Here is a 14839-nt window from a genome sequence, read left to right as displayed (position 1 = left end):
GTATTCGGTGACTCGAGGACCTCTTCCCAAGTACATGAAGGCCCCCTTACTTGCGCCTAGCGCAAGTAAGGGGGCCTTCATGTACTTCAAGCGGGCCGGTGGCAGTCGGGGCCTTGTGTCAGGACGGCGAACACGCGTGATCAGACGGAGAACTCGCGTGATCAGACGGAGAACACGCTGTTCTCCGTTCAAGCACGTGAGTTCTCCGCCTGATCACGCGTCATACGGTTCTAGGCCCAGGTGACCGGCAATTCGTGGACGCCGTAGATGTTCATGTCGGTCTTGAGCTTCACCTCGTCGGCGGGGACGGCGAGTTCGAGGGACGGGAAGCGGCTCAGCAGCCCCTCGAAACCCGCGCGCATCTCGATCCGCGACAACTGCTGCCCGAGGCACTGGTGGATGCCGTGGCCGAAGGACAGGAGACCGCGGGCGTTGCGGTGGATGTCCAAGGCGTCGGGGTCTTCGAAGCGCCGCGGGTCGCGGTTGGCGGCCAGCAGCGACACGATGACGGTCGAACCGGCGGGGATCGTTTCGCCGCCGAGTTCGAGATCTTCGGTGGCGTAGCGGAAGAAGATGTCGGCGACGGACAGGTAGCGGAGGAGTTCCTCGACGGCACCGGGGAGCAGTTCCGCGTCGGCGCGCAGTTCGGCCAGCTGCTCGGGGTTCTCCAGGAGCGCGAAGGTGCCCAGCGCCAGCATGTTCGCGGTGGTCTCGTGGCCGGCGAGCAGCAGCAGGAACGCGGCGCCCGCCAGCTCCTCGATGGTGAGGTCGTCGTGGCGGCCCAGGTCGGACAGGATGTCGTCGCCGGGGGTCTCGCGTTTACGTGTGACCAGTTCGGTGAGGAACGTGTTCATCCCGATGAACGCGGCCATCTTCTCTTCCAGTGTCTGGTCCCTGACCATGAGCTGGGCGGAGTTGGCCTGGAAGTTCTCCCGGTCCTCGTAAGGGACACCGAGCAGTTCGCAGATCACCAGCGACGGCACCGGCAGCGCGAACTCCTTGACCAGGTCGACCGGCGGGACGAGGGCGGCCATCGCGTCCAGCTGCCGCTCGGTGATCTCGACGATGTGCTCTTCGAGCTGCTTCATCCGCTTCACGGTGAAGGCGCCGGTGAGCCGCTTCCGCAACCGGCCGTGGTCCGGCGGGTCCATGGCGACGAACATGCCCGGCATCGGCGGGGACGGTTCGGTCGGGGCGGGCATCCCCGGGGTCTCGTAGGGCATGTGGAGGATGCCGATGTCCTGGCGGGAGCTGAACCGGGTGTCGGCCATCATCTGCCGGACCTCGTCGTAGCCGGTGACGAGCCAGCCCTCGTGACCGTCCGGGAAGACCATGGGACTCACCGGGCGGGCTTCACGCAGCCGGGTGATCTCGCGGGGCGGATCGAAAGGACCCGCGTCGCGCTGCATGGGGAGGCCCTGCGGGACGGGGACGGTCTGAGTCATCGGGTCGCCTTTCGTGGTGGTTGTGACGACCACGATCACCGAGGGGCCTGACACCGGACTGACACGGCGCTGACATCGGCGCCGCTCGTGTCAGCGGCGTGGCGGCGGCGTGTCAGGCCCGCCGTTCACTGTTGCTCCCATGACAGAAACAGCGATCGCGGTCTCCGGGCTGCGGAAGACCTTCGGCGACAAGGTCGTGCTCGACGGCATCGACCTGGACGTCCCCGCGGGCTCCATCTTCTCACTGCTCGGCCCGAACGGGGCCGGCAAGACGACCACGGTGAACCTCCTGACCACCTTGATGAAGGCCGACGGCGGGACGGCGAGGGTCGCCGGACACGACCTCGCGACCGAGGCCAAGGCGGTACGCGCGGCGATCGGGGTCACCGGCCAGTTCGCGGCGGTGGACGAACTGCTGACCGGCCAGGAGAACCTGCGGCTGATGGTGGACCTGAACCGGAACGCCCGTGGTGGCGAACGGGTCGTGACCGAGCTGCTGGAACGCTTCGACCTGGTGGAGTCGGCGAAGAAGCAGGCGTCGACCTACTCCGGCGGGATGCGCCGGAAGCTGGACCTGGCGATGACGCTGGTCGGGAACCCGCGGATCATCTTCCTCGACGAGCCCACCACGGGACTGGACCCGCGCAGCCGCCGCACGATGTGGTCGATCATCCGCGAGCTGGTCGCCGACGGCGTGACCATCTTCCTCACCACCCAGTACCTCGAAGAAGCCGACCAGCTCGCCGACCGGATCGCGGTCCTCGACCAGGGCCACCTGGTCGCGCAGGGCACCGCCGACGAACTCAAACGCCAGATGCCGGGCACGCACGTCCGGCTCCGGTTCACCACCGTCGCCGAACTCGACGCGGCGGCGCGGATCTTCCCCGGGGCCACCCGGGACGACGAGACGCTGGCCCTGCGGGTCCCCAGCGACGGCGGGACGAAATCCCTGCGGTCGCTGCTGGACCGGCTCGACGAGTACTCGATCGCCGCCGAAGAGTTCTCCGTCCACACCCCTGATCTCGATGACGTTTTCCTCGCCCTGACGGGCCACAGCAGCACGGAGGCAGCGCAGTGACTACTCAAACCAGGAGCAAGTCCCCCTCGATGGTGATGTTGCGCCGCAACTTCAAGCACCTCGCCCGCAATCCGACCTCGGTGTTCAACGCGATCCTGATGCCGGTCGTGATGATGCTGATGTTCGTGTACGTGTTCGGGGACGCGTTCAGCGTCGGCGTCGACTACATCGATTACGCGACACCGGGTTTGATGCTGCTGGCCGTCTGCTACGGCCTCGGCGGCACCGCGACGGCGGTGAACTCCGACATGACGAAGGGCATCATCAACCGGTTCAAGGTCATGGACGTCTCGCGGGGCGCGGTGCTGACCGGGCACGTCGTCACCAGCGTGCTGACCAACCTGGTCGCGATCGTGGCGCTCACCGGCGTGGCCTTCTTGCTGGGGTTCGCCCCGGCGGCGGGTTTCCTCGACTGGCTCGGCGTGGCCGGGATCGTCGTACTGCTCGGCTCGGCGGCGGGCTGGCTCACGGTCGCGCTGGGCTTGGCGGCGAAGTCACCGGAGACCGCGGGCATGGCCTCCGTGCCGCTGGTCATGCTGCCGTTCTTCAGCAGCGCGATCGTGCCCGCGGAGAAGATGGGTCCCGGACTCCGGGAGTTCGCGGAGTACCAGCCCTTCACACCGATCATCGAGACGCTGCGCGGACTCCTCAACGGGGCACCGGCCGCCGGCGACGTGCTCCCCGCCCTCGGGTGGTGCGTCGGGATCGCGCTCGCCGGGTATCTGTGGGCGTCCTCGACGTTCAAGAAGCGAGCGTGACCTCGACCAACTGCTTCCAGCTCGTCCGTGCACCCTCCTGCGCCGCTTCCGCGAACTTCTCTTCGCCGAGGCGGCGCAGCACTGTCTGCTCGATGCGGGTCACGTCCGGGCGCGAACGATCCGGCAGCCCGCGCAGCTCGTCGGCCGCGCCCAGCAGCCGCGCGGCCTGCTCGGGATCGTCGCGGCGCAGTGCCAGATCCGCGACCCCGACGACCATGTGGGCGATCAGGGGCACATGCCGCACCTCGGCCGCCACCTGGAAGGCCGACTCGCGGTGCGCGCGGGACTCCTCGACGTCTTCGGCGAGGTAACCCAGCAGGTCGTGGGTGATGGCGCGGACGTGCCCCAGATCCGCTTCCTCGCCCATCACGGTCGCCGCGAGGGCGAGCTGCCGCGCCGTTTCTCCGGTTTCGCCGCGCCAGTGAGCGAGCTCCGCCCGTGAAAGGGCCAGCATGCCCAGTGCTCCCGGCCACGTGACCCGTTGGGCGTACCGCTCCGCCTTGGCCGAAGCGGCCGCGCTGGAGTCTTCGTCGCCCATCAGCCAGTACAGCTGTGCCTGTCGCGACCACAGCCGGATGAGGTCCTCGACGGAACCGATCTCGGTCACGACCGTGACCGCCTGTTCGTAGTACTCGCACGCGGTGGCGAAGTCGCCGCGTGTGGCGAGCCGGTCCGCCAGTTCGGTCAGGGCGAACGAGATCCCGAACCGTTCGCCGAGGGCGCGGAACTCGTCGAGCGCGCGCTCGAGATACGTCTCCGCGTCCGGTCCGCGGTGGCCGAGCGTGATCCGCATCTTGCCGAGATGCAGCCTGGCCAGCGCGCGGACCCAGGCGTTTTCGTCCTCCAGCACCGGTTCCCAGGCGGACAAGGTCTCATCACCCCGCAACATGCGTTCCAGCGGGACGATGAGTCCCAGCAGCGGGTGACTCGCTTCTTTGCCCCGGCTGAGCCGGTACGACTCGTGGATCCACTTCGCCGCGGTGTGTTCGTCGGCGTAGCCGGAACTCACGAACAGCGAGACGAGCCCGTACACGACGGCCCCGACCTCGTCGGGTACCTCGCCTGGCGTTTCGACGGCCGCGCTGACCAGCTCCATGCCTTCCGTCCGGTGCCCGCTGAGCCACCAATACCAGCCACAGGCCGCCGCGAGCCGCATCGCCGCCGGTGCCTCGCCCGCCGCGAGGGCGCCGCGCATCGCGGAACTGATGTTGTCGTGCTCGGCGTTGAGTTTGGCGAGCCACTCCAGCTGCTCGGTGCGGCGGAGCATCGGCTCCGCCGCCTCGGCGAGTTCGGTGAAATAGGCGAGATGCGCGTGACGAGCCAGCAGCGTTTTCTCCGCCTCGGCGAGCCGTTGCGCGGCGTACTCCTTGATCGTGCCGAGCATCCGGTAGCGCGGCGCTTCGTCGCCCGCGGCCACCAGCAGCGACTTCTCGGTCAGCGCGGTGAGCAATTCGAGGACCTCGTACTGCTCGACGGCCTCACTGACGCAGACGTGCTCGGCCGCTTCCAGGCTCGCCCCGCCCGAGAACACCGAGAGACGGCACAGGACCGTCCGTTCGGCGTCGGTCAGCAGTTCCCAGCTCCAGTCGACCATCGCGCGCAGCGTCCGGTGCCGGGGCAACGCGGTCCGGCTGCCGCCGGTCAGCAGGCGGAAGCGGTCGTCGAGCCGGTTGGCGAGCTGGTCGATGGACATGGTGCGCAACCGGGCCGCGGCCAGTTCGATCGCGAGCGGCATCCCGTCCAGGACCCGGCATACCCGCGCCATCGTGGCCAGCGTGGCCTCGTCGGCCACGAAATCCTTGCGTACCGCGCTCGCGCGGTCCCGCAGCAACCGGACGGCGGGGGAGGATTCGATTTCGCGGGGATCCGCGTGCCGGTCCGGTACGGTCAGCGGCACGACGTGCCACAGCGTCTCACCGGTGATGCCGAGCGGCTCCCGGCTTGTCGCCAGGATCCGCAGCCGTCGGCATTCCCCGAGCACACGGTGCGCGAAGGCCGCGGCCGACTCGATCACGTGCTCGCAGTTGTCCAGGATCAGCAGGACTTCCCGTTCGCGGATCGCGGCGATGACCCGGTCGGTGGGTTCGGCGCTCATCGTCTCGCCCAGCAGCGCTTCCCGGAGTCCGAGCCCGGCGAGCGTCGCTTGCGCGACGTCGCCCTCCGCGCCGATGGCCGCGAGTTCCACCAGCCAGGCCCCGTCCGGCAGATCGCCGAGGAGGGTGCGCGCGGTTTCCGTGGCCAGCCTGGTCTTTCCTGAACCGCCGGGTCCGATCAGGGTGGTGAGCCGGTGTTCGGCGACGAGTTCGCGGACGGTGGCGAGATCGGCGTCCTTGCCGACGAAACTGGTCAGTTCGGCGCGCACGTTGGTCTTGCGGTTCTCCTCCCGCCGTCCCAGCTCGCCCCGCAGCAGCGCGACATGCACGGCGGACAGTTCCGGCGAGGGGTCGACGCCCAGCGCGTCGGCCAGTGCTTCCCGCGTGCGCTGGTACACGAGCAGCGCTTCGGTGTCGCGCCCTGTCGCCGCGAGAGCCCGCATCAGCGCGGCGACGAGCCGCTCGCGCAGGGGATGCGCGGCCGCCAGATCGGTCAGTTCGGTGACCAGTTTCGCGCTGTGGCCGAGGTCGATCTCCGCGTCGAACCGATCCTCCATGGCCGTCAGGCGAAGCCCTTCGAGCCGGGTGACCGCCGCGTCGAACGCGCCGCTCTCCTGCAAGCCGACGTCCTGCATGGCCGCGCCGCGCCACAACGCGAGGGCCTCGCGCAACCGCCGTGTCTCGTCGCCGCCCGCCTGACCGAGGAGGCGCTCGAACCGCACGGCGTCGACGTCGTCGGGGTCCACCTTCAGCCGGTAGCCGTCGGTCTGGCCGTCGACGACCCCTTCCGGCAGCACCTTCCGCAGCCGGGAAACGAGGCGCTGCAAGGCATTCGTCGCGTCGGCCGGCGGTTGCTCGCCCCAGATCCAGTCGACGAGCGCCGACTTCGGGACCACCCGGCCCGGTTCGAGCGCGAGGGCGATCAACAGCCCGCGCAGCCGGGCGCCCGGAACGTCGGCGAGGACGCCGTCAGCCGTGCGAACCTCGAAGGGGCCGAGCATCCCGATCTGCATTGCGCCGATTTTGCCACGGGTGATCAGCGGGCCTCCGGGCGCGGACGTCGGATGGCTCTGGGTATCTCGCCGATGTCACCGCGCTACGACTCGCCGCTGATCCTGGCCGAGCCGATCGACGCCGCGGTGATCGCCCTGGCGGCCGTCTGGGTCGACGAACTGGAGTTCAGGCTGGTGAGCGACGTCTGGTTGAGGGCGTGCACGACGAACTCGTAGGTGTTCACCGTCGAGGGCGAACACGGTCCCTGGTAGCCGTAGAGGCTCGCGCTGCCGCGGTAGTAGATCTGCCTGGCGCCCGCGGGGACCGAAGGCCGGTAGGCGTGCTGGACGTTCTGGGGGAGCGAGGCCGTGGCCGCCGGGATGTCGTAGATGACCCAGTGGATGAGGTTGGCGTTGTCGAGGTCGCGCATGACGATCGCGTAGCTCTTGGCCGCGGCGGGGGCGCCCGACCAGGCCAGAGGCGGGGACTCGTTCTTCTTGGCGGGGTCGTTCCCGCCGCCGCTGGTGCACTCGTGGACCTTGGGCAGCACGCCGCCGTTGGCGAAAGCGGTGCTGGACAAGGTGAACGCGTAGTGCTCCGCTGATGCCGACGGCGCCGAAACAGCGGCCAGGCCGGTGACGAGCAGAGCGCAGAACACGATTCTCGTGCTTCTCATCGAGGCTCCCGAGGATTCTTCGGTCCGTGGGGCGAATGGGGCGCACGCGCGCTCAACTCAGCGTAGGCATTCCGGATTCCGGCGGCTAGCGCACTTTCCGGGGTGAACAAGGTGAATTCACCGGCTCCGTCCCCGCCACCCACCGGCGAACACGCGTGATCAGACGGAGAACTCGCGTGATCAGACGGAGAACACACGTGATCAGACGGAGAACTCGCGGCGGAATCCGGCTGTGGGTGTGTCCTCCACCCCATCACGCGAGTTCTCCGTCTGATCACGTGTGTCGTCCGCCTGATCACGGGGATCGCCAGGCGTCAGGGGCGGACGTGGACGGCGAAGTAGATCGGCTGCCGGGCGGGGAACAGTTCCCGGTCCTGCTCGTCGACCATCTTCCAGAAGACCTTGCAGTCGACCGGGGCGGTGGGCGGGGTGCTGACGGTGACCGTCACCTGCACGGTGCCCTGCGGGGCGGTGTCGTTGACCGGGATCCGTTCCGGGGTGCGGCAGGTGCCGGGCGCGACCGGGAGGTCGGTGCGGCGCAGGTACCGCTTCCGCCATTCGACCGTGCCGGTGTTCTTGAGCTCCCACACCTTCACGAACTGTGTCCCCGGCTTGACCACGGTGTCGTCGGGGATCGTCACGTCGCCGAGGAACTGGCTCGAATCACCGGGATGCGGCGGTCCGGCGGGCTGGTCACCCGGCAGCAGGATGACCACGACGGCGGCGATGGCGGCGACGAGCACGAGGACCAGCGGCACCAGGACCCGTTTCGATCGCCACCGTCGCCGCGGCGCGGGGTCTGGTTCGCGGTCGGCGGAGAGCAGGAGCTGGACGCCTTGCCATCGGGCGTGCCATTCCTCTTCGTCACCGTCGCAGGCGCGGACGAACTCGCGGACGGTCTCCCACGGTTGCAGCCGTCGGCCGGTGACGGTGAGGTGCAGGGTCGCGTGGGACACCGCGCCGGACTTCGCGGCCATCTTCCGGAAGGACGGCTCCCCGGCGCGCGTGCGTAGCTTCCGCAGCTCGGCCATGAACGCTTCCAGCTCCGGTGCCCGTTCACCCGCTTGAAGTTCCGGCACGCTCCCCCTCGCGGTCTTGTCCGATGTGACAAGAATTTTCGTCACTCTGCGCGGCCGGGTGAGTGTATCGCGAACTTCGTCCCGATCGCCGCGCCGACCAGCGGGATCAGGCTGGTCACGGCCGCTGTCAAACGCTGTCAACCTGCGGTTTTTGACGTCAGACGTGCTGTACAGGTGCTTCCGGACGCCCCTCGTCCGGGCCAGTGTCGAACACGAGCTGTTCACAGGGAGCAGCACCGAGTGAAGGAGCAGTCATGCGCAAGGTGGCAACCGCCGCGATGTTCACCGCTCTGTCCGGAGCCGCGCTCATGGGGATGACGGCGGGGCAGACCGCGGTGGCCGCACCGTCGGTCAACATGGAGGCCGTGGTCAAGGCCGCCATGTGGGACCCGTACAAGGCCGACCAGTCGATCACGCCGGGCTCCGGCCCGAGCGTCAAGGCGGTCGAGGAGGCGCTGGCGGCGAAGAACCTGCTCGACAAGAAGCAGGTCGACGGGCACTTCGGCACCTCGACGGTGAAGGCGTACGCGCAGTACCAGAAGTCGCAGGGGCACAGCGGCCTGGCCGCCAGCGGTCTGCCCGGCAAAGGCTCGCTGACCGAACTGGGCAAGGGCCGCTACACCGTGACGGCGCCGATCGCCGTCGGAGCGAAGACCAGCCTGGACGGCAAGACGGTCAACAAGCGCACCGCCGACATGATCGCGGCCGCGGAGAAGAAGGCCGGGGTCAAGTTCACCGTCACGCAGGGCTCGTACAACGCCGGCGGTGTCGGTGCCTCGGGCGGCACGCACGACGGCGGTGGCGCGGTCGACATTTCGGTGAACAACATCTCGAACAAGACCGCCGCGGTGAAGGCGCTGCGTGAGGTCGGGTTCGCCGCGTGGCACCGCACGCCGAGCCAGGGCAACTGGGCGGAGCACATCCACGGCATCGCGATCAGCGACACCGACATGTCGCCGCAGGCGCAGGCCCAGGCCGGTGACTACTTCAAGGGGCTCAACGGCCTGGCGAGCCACGCCAAGGACGACGGTCCCAAGGTGAAGAAGGTGACCTGGGAGGAGTTCAAGCGCGGCTGACCTCGTCGCGTTTCGAGAAAGGGCGGGTGGCTTCGGCCGCCCGCCCATTCTCGTCAGCAGTGGCGCGACCACCAACGCCGCTCCGTTCCTCAGCCTGCCGCTACCTCTCCGGTGGCGGGGCGTACAGGGAGATAGCGGAAGCCATGGCGCGGCACGGCGAAACCGGGCTCAGTGACGTTCCGATCCCAGCGTCGTCGTGGCGGCCATGCGCTGGCCACCCGCGCGACGAAGTAGCTCAGCTCTCCGCCCGGCGGCGGGCGCGCGCGACGCCGATCCACAGCAGAACGGACACGACGGCACTCGGCGCCGCCGTCAGATAGACCGGCCACGCACGGAATCCCGACACCCACAGCATCGTGGCCAAACCGAGGGTGATCAGTGTCCAAGCCAGCGCGAGACTGTTCCCTCTCCGTTTCCAGCCTGCGATGAGGCCGCGCATCCTGTTCTCTCCTCGCGATACTCGGGTCACGATGGTGGGTACCCACTCAGCGCCTGGTCAACACCCGAAAATCAGGCGCGGAGATAGCCGGTGATCATCGCCACCAGTTCGTTCTCCAACCGCGTGGTGTCGATGGAGCCGGGGGCGGCGATGAGCTGGTGCACGGTCATCTCCACGGTGGACGAGACGAGCCGGGCCGCGGTGTCCTTGTCCTGGACGCGGACTTCGGGGTGGGCGAGGAGCAACTCGTGCAGGTCGGTGATCATCTCCCACTCCACCCGGGTGACCCGCTCCAGCAGTTCGGCGGAGCGGGGCGCCTGCTCGAACATGATCCGCAGCAGCTCCGGATCGTCGAGATGGTTGTCGATCACCGCGCGCACGAACTCCCGGATGATGGTCTCCAGCGAATCCGGGGACTCCTTGTACCTGCGGAGCGTCGCGGTGCCCCGGTCGCCGTCGAGGTGGCGGGTCAGCAACTCGGCCAGGATCGCGTCCTTGTTCGGGTAGTACTGGTACAGCGAGCCGATCGAGATCCGCGCGCGTTCGGCGATCCGGTTCGTGGTCCCCGCGGCGTACCCGTACTCGGCGAAAATGTGAGCAGCGGCGGCGAGGATGCGCTGACGGGTCAGCTCGGCCCGGACCTGACGCGGCTGTTTACGTGGCTGGATCCGTCGTTGCTCCGACGTCATGGCACTCCCGGTGAAGCGGCGTGAAAGCGAGTAGCGAACCGACTGAGTAATTGCTCATAATTGTGCCATGACCAGCAGTGATCTCGTCCAAGGGACGCGTCCTCGCCGGATCTCGTTCGAGGAGGTGCGTGCCCGGCTCGGGGAGCCGGAAGCCATGATCAAGGCCAAGGTCCACGATCGCGTCGACCGGCACGGCCATCGGTTCATCGCCCATTCCCCGCTGCTGGCGATGGCCACGTCGGACGCGTCGGGCCTGCCCGACTGCTCACCGCGCGGCGACTACCCGGGCTTCGTCAAGGTGCTCGACGAGCGCCTGCTCGCGATCCCCGACCGGCCGGGCAACAAACTCGCCGACTCCTTCCGCAATCTCGCCGAGAACGACGGGATCGGCCTGATGTTCATGGTCCCCGGCCTGCGGGAAGTGTTCCGGGTCAACGGTCGCGGGTATCCCACCGACGAACCGGACGTGCTCGCCCGGATGCGGACCGAGGGCAAACCGGCGGAACTGGCGATCATCGTGGAGGTCGAAGAGGCCTTCTTCCACTGTGGACGCGCGCTGGTCCGATCCCGGATCTGGGATCCCGCGAGCCAGGCGCTCGCCGAAGAACTGCCGTCCGCGGGAGAGATCGCCGTCGAGCAGATGGGGATCGACGTCGACCCGTCGGTACTGGAGAACATGCTCGAAACCAGCTACCGGCAGTTGTACTGAGGTGATTTCGTTGATGCAGCGGACAATTCTCGACCACGTCGAGCCGGTCGCCGAGGGCACCGTCTCGCTCGTCCTGCGCGGTGCGGAGGGCCCGCTGGCCCCCTGGGAACCGGGCGCGCACGTCGATCTGGCACTGCCGAACTGGCTGACCCGGCAGTATTCGCTGTGCGGGGATCCGGCCGATCACGGCAGCTACCGGGTCGCCGTCCGGTACGACCGGCTCAGCCGGGGCGGCTCGGAGTACGTCCACCTGTTCCTGCGCACCGGCCGCCCGCTCGAAGTTTCGGTGCCGCGCAACAACTTCCGCTTGCTGCCCGCACCGGAGTACCTGTTCGTCGCCGGCGGCATCGGCATCACTCCCCTGAAACCGATGCTGGCGGCGGCGGTCGAGGCGGGAGCATCGGCGACGTTGGTGTACGTGGGCAGGTCGATGGCCGCCATGCCGTTCGCGAGCGATCTCCAGGCGACCTATGGCGACCGGGTGCGCGTCTACGCCACAGAGGAACACGGCAGGCCCGATTTCGCCGCGCTGGCGGCCGGGCTCGGCCCACAGGCGCTGGTGTACTGCTGCGGTCCCGCGTCGATGCTCGACGCGGCCGAGGCGGCGTTCCCCGTGCAGGGACTGCACCTTGAGCGTTTTCAGCCCGTCGTCAAGGAGTTCGCGCCCAACAAGCCGTTCGAGGCGCACTGTGTCCGATCAGGACGGACGGTGCCGGTCGCCGCGGAAGAGTCCTTGCTGGACGCGTTGAACCACGCGGGGTATCCGATCCCGTCCGGGTGCCGCGAAGGGGTTTGCGGCAGTTGCGAGATCTCCGTCGTCGGCGGTGAACCGGAGCACCGTGACGACATCGGCGCGCCGCCGGGGCGGATGTACTGCTGCGTCTCCCGGGCGCCGTCCCGCCTCGATCTCGACCTCTGATCCGGCGTGTACGGCTCGTCTGCGCCGGATGGCTAGGCCGTGTCCGGTAAGTCTGTTCGATGGGCTTCGTGATCCAGGTGGTTCCTGACGGTGCGGGCGGATCGGCCTCGTACCGGGTCGTACTCGGCCGCGTCCGCCCGTGCCGTCAGGGACCGCCTGGGCGCGAAGACCGCGAACAGACTTACCGGACACGGCCTAAGCTTGGGCGGATGGTGGAGCCCGCATACGATCCCGAACTCGCCGCCGTGCTGCCCGCGCTGGCGGGGAAGGTGCCGGTCGGCATGACGGCGGAGCAGTTGGAGCGCTATCGGGCGATGGATTTCCCGTCCATCGAGGAGCAGATCGGCGACCAGCCGGTCACCCGCGCTGACCACACGATCCCCGGACACGGCGGCGAGCAGATCACGGTGTCGGTCTTCGCGCGGGCGGATCACCGCGGCCGCGGGCCGGGGATCTACCACGTCCACGGCGGCGGGATGGTGATGGGAGACCGGTTCGCGTCGGTGCGTCCGCTCATCGAGTGGGTGATGAAGTACGACGCCGTCGCGGTCACCGTCGAGTTCCGGCGTGCGCCCGAACATCCGCATCCGGTGCCGGTGGAGGACTGCTACGCCGGTCTGGAATGGATGGCCGCGCACGCGGGCGAACTGGGGTTCGACCCGGATCGGCTGGTCATCTTCGGCGGGAGCGGCGGAGGCGGCCTCGCCGCCGGCGTCACGCTGCTGGCCCGCGACCGCGGTGGCCCGGCGCTGTCCGGACAGCTGCTCCAGTGCCCGATGATCGACGACCGCGGCGAAACCGTGTCCTCACGCCAGTACGACGGTGTCGGGGTCTGGGACAGGACCAGCAACCTGACGGCGTGGACGATGGTCCTGGGGGAGCGGCGGGGAACGCCCGACGTCTCGCCGTACGCCGCCCCGGCCCGCGCCACCGATCTCGGCGGGTTGCCGCCGACGTTCATCGACGTCGGCGCGGTCGAGGTGTTCCGCGACGAGGCCGTGGCCTACGCCAGCGCCATCTGGGCCGCCGGTGGTGAAGCGGAACTGCATGTCTGGGGCGGCGCTTTTCACGGCTTTTACGATCTCGCACCCGAATCGGCGGTCACCCGGGCGTGTCTCGCCGCGCGGGAATCCTGGCTGGAACGGCTGCTCGCCAGATAACCCCCTCGCGGGTGTTTCGAATTGCCGCGGCCGTGGAGCGGTGTAACCCTGGAGGCACCGAACGACACCACCACCACGAATCGCAGGAGTCGTTATGACCACCACCGAAATGCCCGCTGTCCACGAATGTACGGTCAGTGGTTGTTCCTACAACCACGACGGCTGTCACGCTTTCGCCATCACGGTGGGCGGAGGCAATGGGTCCGCCGATTGCGGAACGTTCGTCCCGCTCAACACCAAAGGCGGACTCGATCGGGTGACCGCGCAGGTGGGGGCCTGCTCGCGGTCCGACTGCCGCCACAACTCGGCTCTGGAATGCACCGCGTCGAGTGTCCGAGTCGGTCCGGGTCAAGGCGACCATGCCGCCAACTGCCTGACCTACGCCCCGTAACGCGAACCGCCCGCGATTCGGCACCTGGTTGCGATCCTTGCGCGTGCAACCATCGCAAGTAGGTGCCGAATCGCGGGCTCTCCTGCCTCGCGGCGGCTGTCAGCTGGGAACGCGCAATTCGGTGTTGCCGTTGTAGAACACGCATTCACCACTGGGGAAGTAGAGAATCCTCATGCCTTCGCAGGTTCCCGCCTGTTCGTTTCCGGTCCCGGCCCACCTGCCGACGACCGTGTAGGACTCTTCTGCGGCGGAAGCCGGTGCGGCCACGGAAACAGCGGCGCCGAATGCGACGACGGCGATGCCGAAACCGGTGGCAAGCTTGCGGAACATCCTTTTCCTCCCTTGGTCATTTCGCTCGCGGGGAAAACAGGGCCGTGCTTCGGCTGAAAGGCGTTCCCGGGCAGTGGGTCTGCCCGAATTACCTTCGCCCGCCGAGGTCAGCTTCCGGTCTGGGCGCAGGTCGCGGCGTCGGCGCCGAGCACCGGGTCGGTGACCGGGCGGGAAGTGATCGGCAGGCGGCTCTGGGCGGTCAGCGCGCCGTCGCGAAGGGTGTAGACGGTGCGGGTGCCGCTGTAGGTGAGCGGTTCCGCGCTGACGTCGTCGGCCTCGGAGGCGACGACTTCGAAGGTGCGTCCGCCGCCGTTGAGCGGGGTGCACTGGTAACCGAGGTGGGCGGCGACCCCGCCGCCCTCGGCGACGGAGAGGGGCTTGCTGTTCTCGTCGACGACCTGGCTGAGGTTGCGGCCGTCGTAGTGCAAAGCGGTGAAGAAGGTCGTGTTGGCCCCCACCGACTGGGCGACGATGAGCTCCGCGCGGCCGTCGCCGTTCAGGTCGGCGACGCGCGGGGCCTCGAGGGGGACGGAGCTGTCGGCGCCGAGGTGGATCGAGGTGAACGTCCCGTTCACGGTCGCGGAGATGACCTGGTCGTTGTCGCCGGTGAGCTGGGCGGAGACCGTCTCGATCTCGCCGTCGCCGTCGAGGTCGGCCACGGTGGTGACCGGGTCGGCGGACGGGGCGGCCAGCGGGTTGGACAGCGGGCTGGCCTGCGGGGTGGCCAGCGCCGGGACGATGGCGGCGAGGCTCAGAGCTGCGGCGACGCCGGTGATGGTGGCGGTGCGGATGATGCTCGTGCGGTTCATGATGGTCTCTCCCTCCAGCTCCCGGTGAACTTTTCACCGAAAGTGTTCTCATAAGGGGAGACGGCCACGAGGGGGATACGTGCAGTGAAAGTGTGATGGGCCACACAGGCGCAACCCGCCGGTGAAGGCGCGTGTGGCCCGCCCCGGGTCGGGACGGGCCATACGTTTCGAGAGTCTTCGCGTGCTTGGAGGGCG

The 14839-nt window shown here is 68.4% G+C and carries 15 protein-coding genes; 7 read left to right on the top strand and 8 right to left on the bottom strand.

Features of this window, described 5'->3' with window-relative positions:
• Nucleotides 1-230: 230 nt before the first annotated feature.
• Nucleotides 231-1445 carry a cytochrome P450 gene (locus ACLARN_RS10810; RefSeq protein ID WP_409491193.1) on the bottom strand — a complete coding sequence of 405 codons (1215 nt, stop codon included), beginning with the start codon at nucleotides 1443-1445 and terminating at the stop codon, nucleotides 231-233.
• 139 nt (nucleotides 1446-1584) lie between these two features.
• On the opposite strand from ACLARN_RS10810, the gene ACLARN_RS10805 reads away from it, so the two are divergent.
• Entirely contained in the window at nucleotides 1585-2523 is a 939-nt protein-coding gene (locus ACLARN_RS10805) for an ATP-binding cassette domain-containing protein (protein ID WP_409491192.1), read from the top strand.
• A 35-nt stretch (nucleotides 2524-2558) separates the two neighbouring features.
• Nucleotides 2559-3281, top strand: coding sequence for an ABC transporter permease (locus ACLARN_RS10800; RefSeq protein WP_409491285.1), 723 nt, complete (start codon nucleotides 2559-2561; stop codon nucleotides 3279-3281).
• On the opposite strand, the gene ACLARN_RS10795 is transcribed toward ACLARN_RS10800, so the two are convergent.
• From ACLARN_RS10795 to ACLARN_RS10785, 3 genes are all read right to left on the bottom strand, one after another.
• Complete coding sequence (locus ACLARN_RS10795; RefSeq protein ID WP_409491191.1) at nucleotides 3265-6387, bottom strand: BTAD domain-containing putative transcriptional regulator; 3123 nt, start codon at nucleotides 6385-6387, stop codon at nucleotides 3265-3267. The genes ACLARN_RS10800 and ACLARN_RS10795 overlap by 17 nt on opposite strands.
• A gap of 83 nt (nucleotides 6388-6470) precedes the next feature.
• Entirely contained in the window at nucleotides 6471-7043 is a 573-nt protein-coding gene (locus tag ACLARN_RS10790) for a YbhB/YbcL family Raf kinase inhibitor-like protein (RefSeq protein ID WP_409491190.1), read from the bottom strand.
• Nucleotides 7044-7357: 314 nt separating this feature from the next.
• A complete protein-coding gene (locus ACLARN_RS10785; RefSeq protein WP_409491189.1) occupies nucleotides 7358-8122 on the bottom strand; it encodes an NBR1-Ig-like domain-containing protein in 765 nt (254 codons plus the stop codon).
• A 254-nt stretch (nucleotides 8123-8376) separates the two neighbouring features.
• Here ACLARN_RS10785 and ACLARN_RS10780 point away from each other — a divergent pair, with 254 nt between their 5' ends.
• Nucleotides 8377-9198 (top strand): peptidoglycan-binding domain-containing protein, encoded by an 822-nt coding sequence (locus tag ACLARN_RS10780; protein ID WP_409491188.1) that lies wholly within the window; start codon nucleotides 8377-8379, stop codon nucleotides 9196-9198.
• A 235-nt stretch (nucleotides 9199-9433) separates the two neighbouring features.
• Here the strand turns inward: ACLARN_RS10780 and ACLARN_RS10775 are convergent, their stop codons facing one another.
• A complete protein-coding gene (locus ACLARN_RS10775) occupies nucleotides 9434-9637 on the bottom strand; it encodes a hypothetical protein (protein ID WP_409491187.1) in 204 nt (67 codons plus the stop codon).
• Between the two features lie 71 nt (nucleotides 9638-9708).
• Complete coding sequence (locus ACLARN_RS10770; protein WP_409491186.1) at nucleotides 9709-10326, bottom strand: TetR/AcrR family transcriptional regulator; 618 nt, start codon at nucleotides 10324-10326, stop codon at nucleotides 9709-9711.
• 67 nt (nucleotides 10327-10393) lie between these two features.
• Here ACLARN_RS10770 and ACLARN_RS10765 point away from each other — a divergent pair, with 67 nt between their 5' ends.
• The 4 genes from ACLARN_RS10765 (at nucleotide 10394) to ACLARN_RS10750 (ending at nucleotide 13505) form a co-directional block, all read left to right on the top strand.
• On the top strand, nucleotides 10394-11035 hold the full coding sequence (locus tag ACLARN_RS10765) for an MSMEG_1061 family FMN-dependent PPOX-type flavoprotein (protein WP_409491185.1): 642 nt from the start codon (nucleotides 10394-10396) through the stop codon (nucleotides 11033-11035).
• 13 nt (nucleotides 11036-11048) lie between these two features.
• Complete coding sequence (locus ACLARN_RS10760; protein WP_409491184.1) at nucleotides 11049-11954, top strand: PDR/VanB family oxidoreductase; 906 nt, start codon at nucleotides 11049-11051, stop codon at nucleotides 11952-11954.
• Between the two features lie 209 nt (nucleotides 11955-12163).
• The gene (locus ACLARN_RS10755) at nucleotides 12164-13114 is read left to right on the top strand and encodes an alpha/beta hydrolase (protein ID WP_409491183.1); all 951 of its coding nucleotides are present in this window, start codon (nucleotides 12164-12166) and stop codon (nucleotides 13112-13114) included.
• Nucleotides 13115-13208: 94 nt separating this feature from the next.
• Nucleotides 13209-13505, top strand: a complete 297-nt coding sequence (locus tag ACLARN_RS10750; protein ID WP_409491182.1) for a DUF1540 domain-containing protein — start codon at nucleotides 13209-13211, stop codon at nucleotides 13503-13505.
• Nucleotides 13506-13604: 99 nt separating this feature from the next.
• Here the strand turns inward: ACLARN_RS10750 and ACLARN_RS10745 are convergent, their stop codons facing one another.
• Both ACLARN_RS10745 and ACLARN_RS10740 read right to left on the bottom strand, forming a co-directional pair.
• Nucleotides 13605-13835 (bottom strand): hypothetical protein, encoded by a 231-nt coding sequence (locus ACLARN_RS10745; protein ID WP_409491181.1) that lies wholly within the window; start codon nucleotides 13833-13835, stop codon nucleotides 13605-13607.
• A 107-nt stretch (nucleotides 13836-13942) separates the two neighbouring features.
• Nucleotides 13943-14644 carry an FG-GAP repeat domain-containing protein gene (locus tag ACLARN_RS10740; protein WP_409491180.1) on the bottom strand — a complete coding sequence of 234 codons (702 nt, stop codon included), beginning with the start codon at nucleotides 14642-14644 and terminating at the stop codon, nucleotides 13943-13945.
• Between the last annotated feature and the right edge of the window lie 195 nt (nucleotides 14645-14839).

It is taken from the genome of Amycolatopsis sp. cmx-11-12 (assembly GCF_046269425.1).
Taxonomy (GTDB): Bacteria; Actinomycetota; Actinomycetes; order Mycobacteriales; family Pseudonocardiaceae; genus Amycolatopsis.
This window is presented reverse-complemented; position numbering and strand designations above follow the sequence as displayed.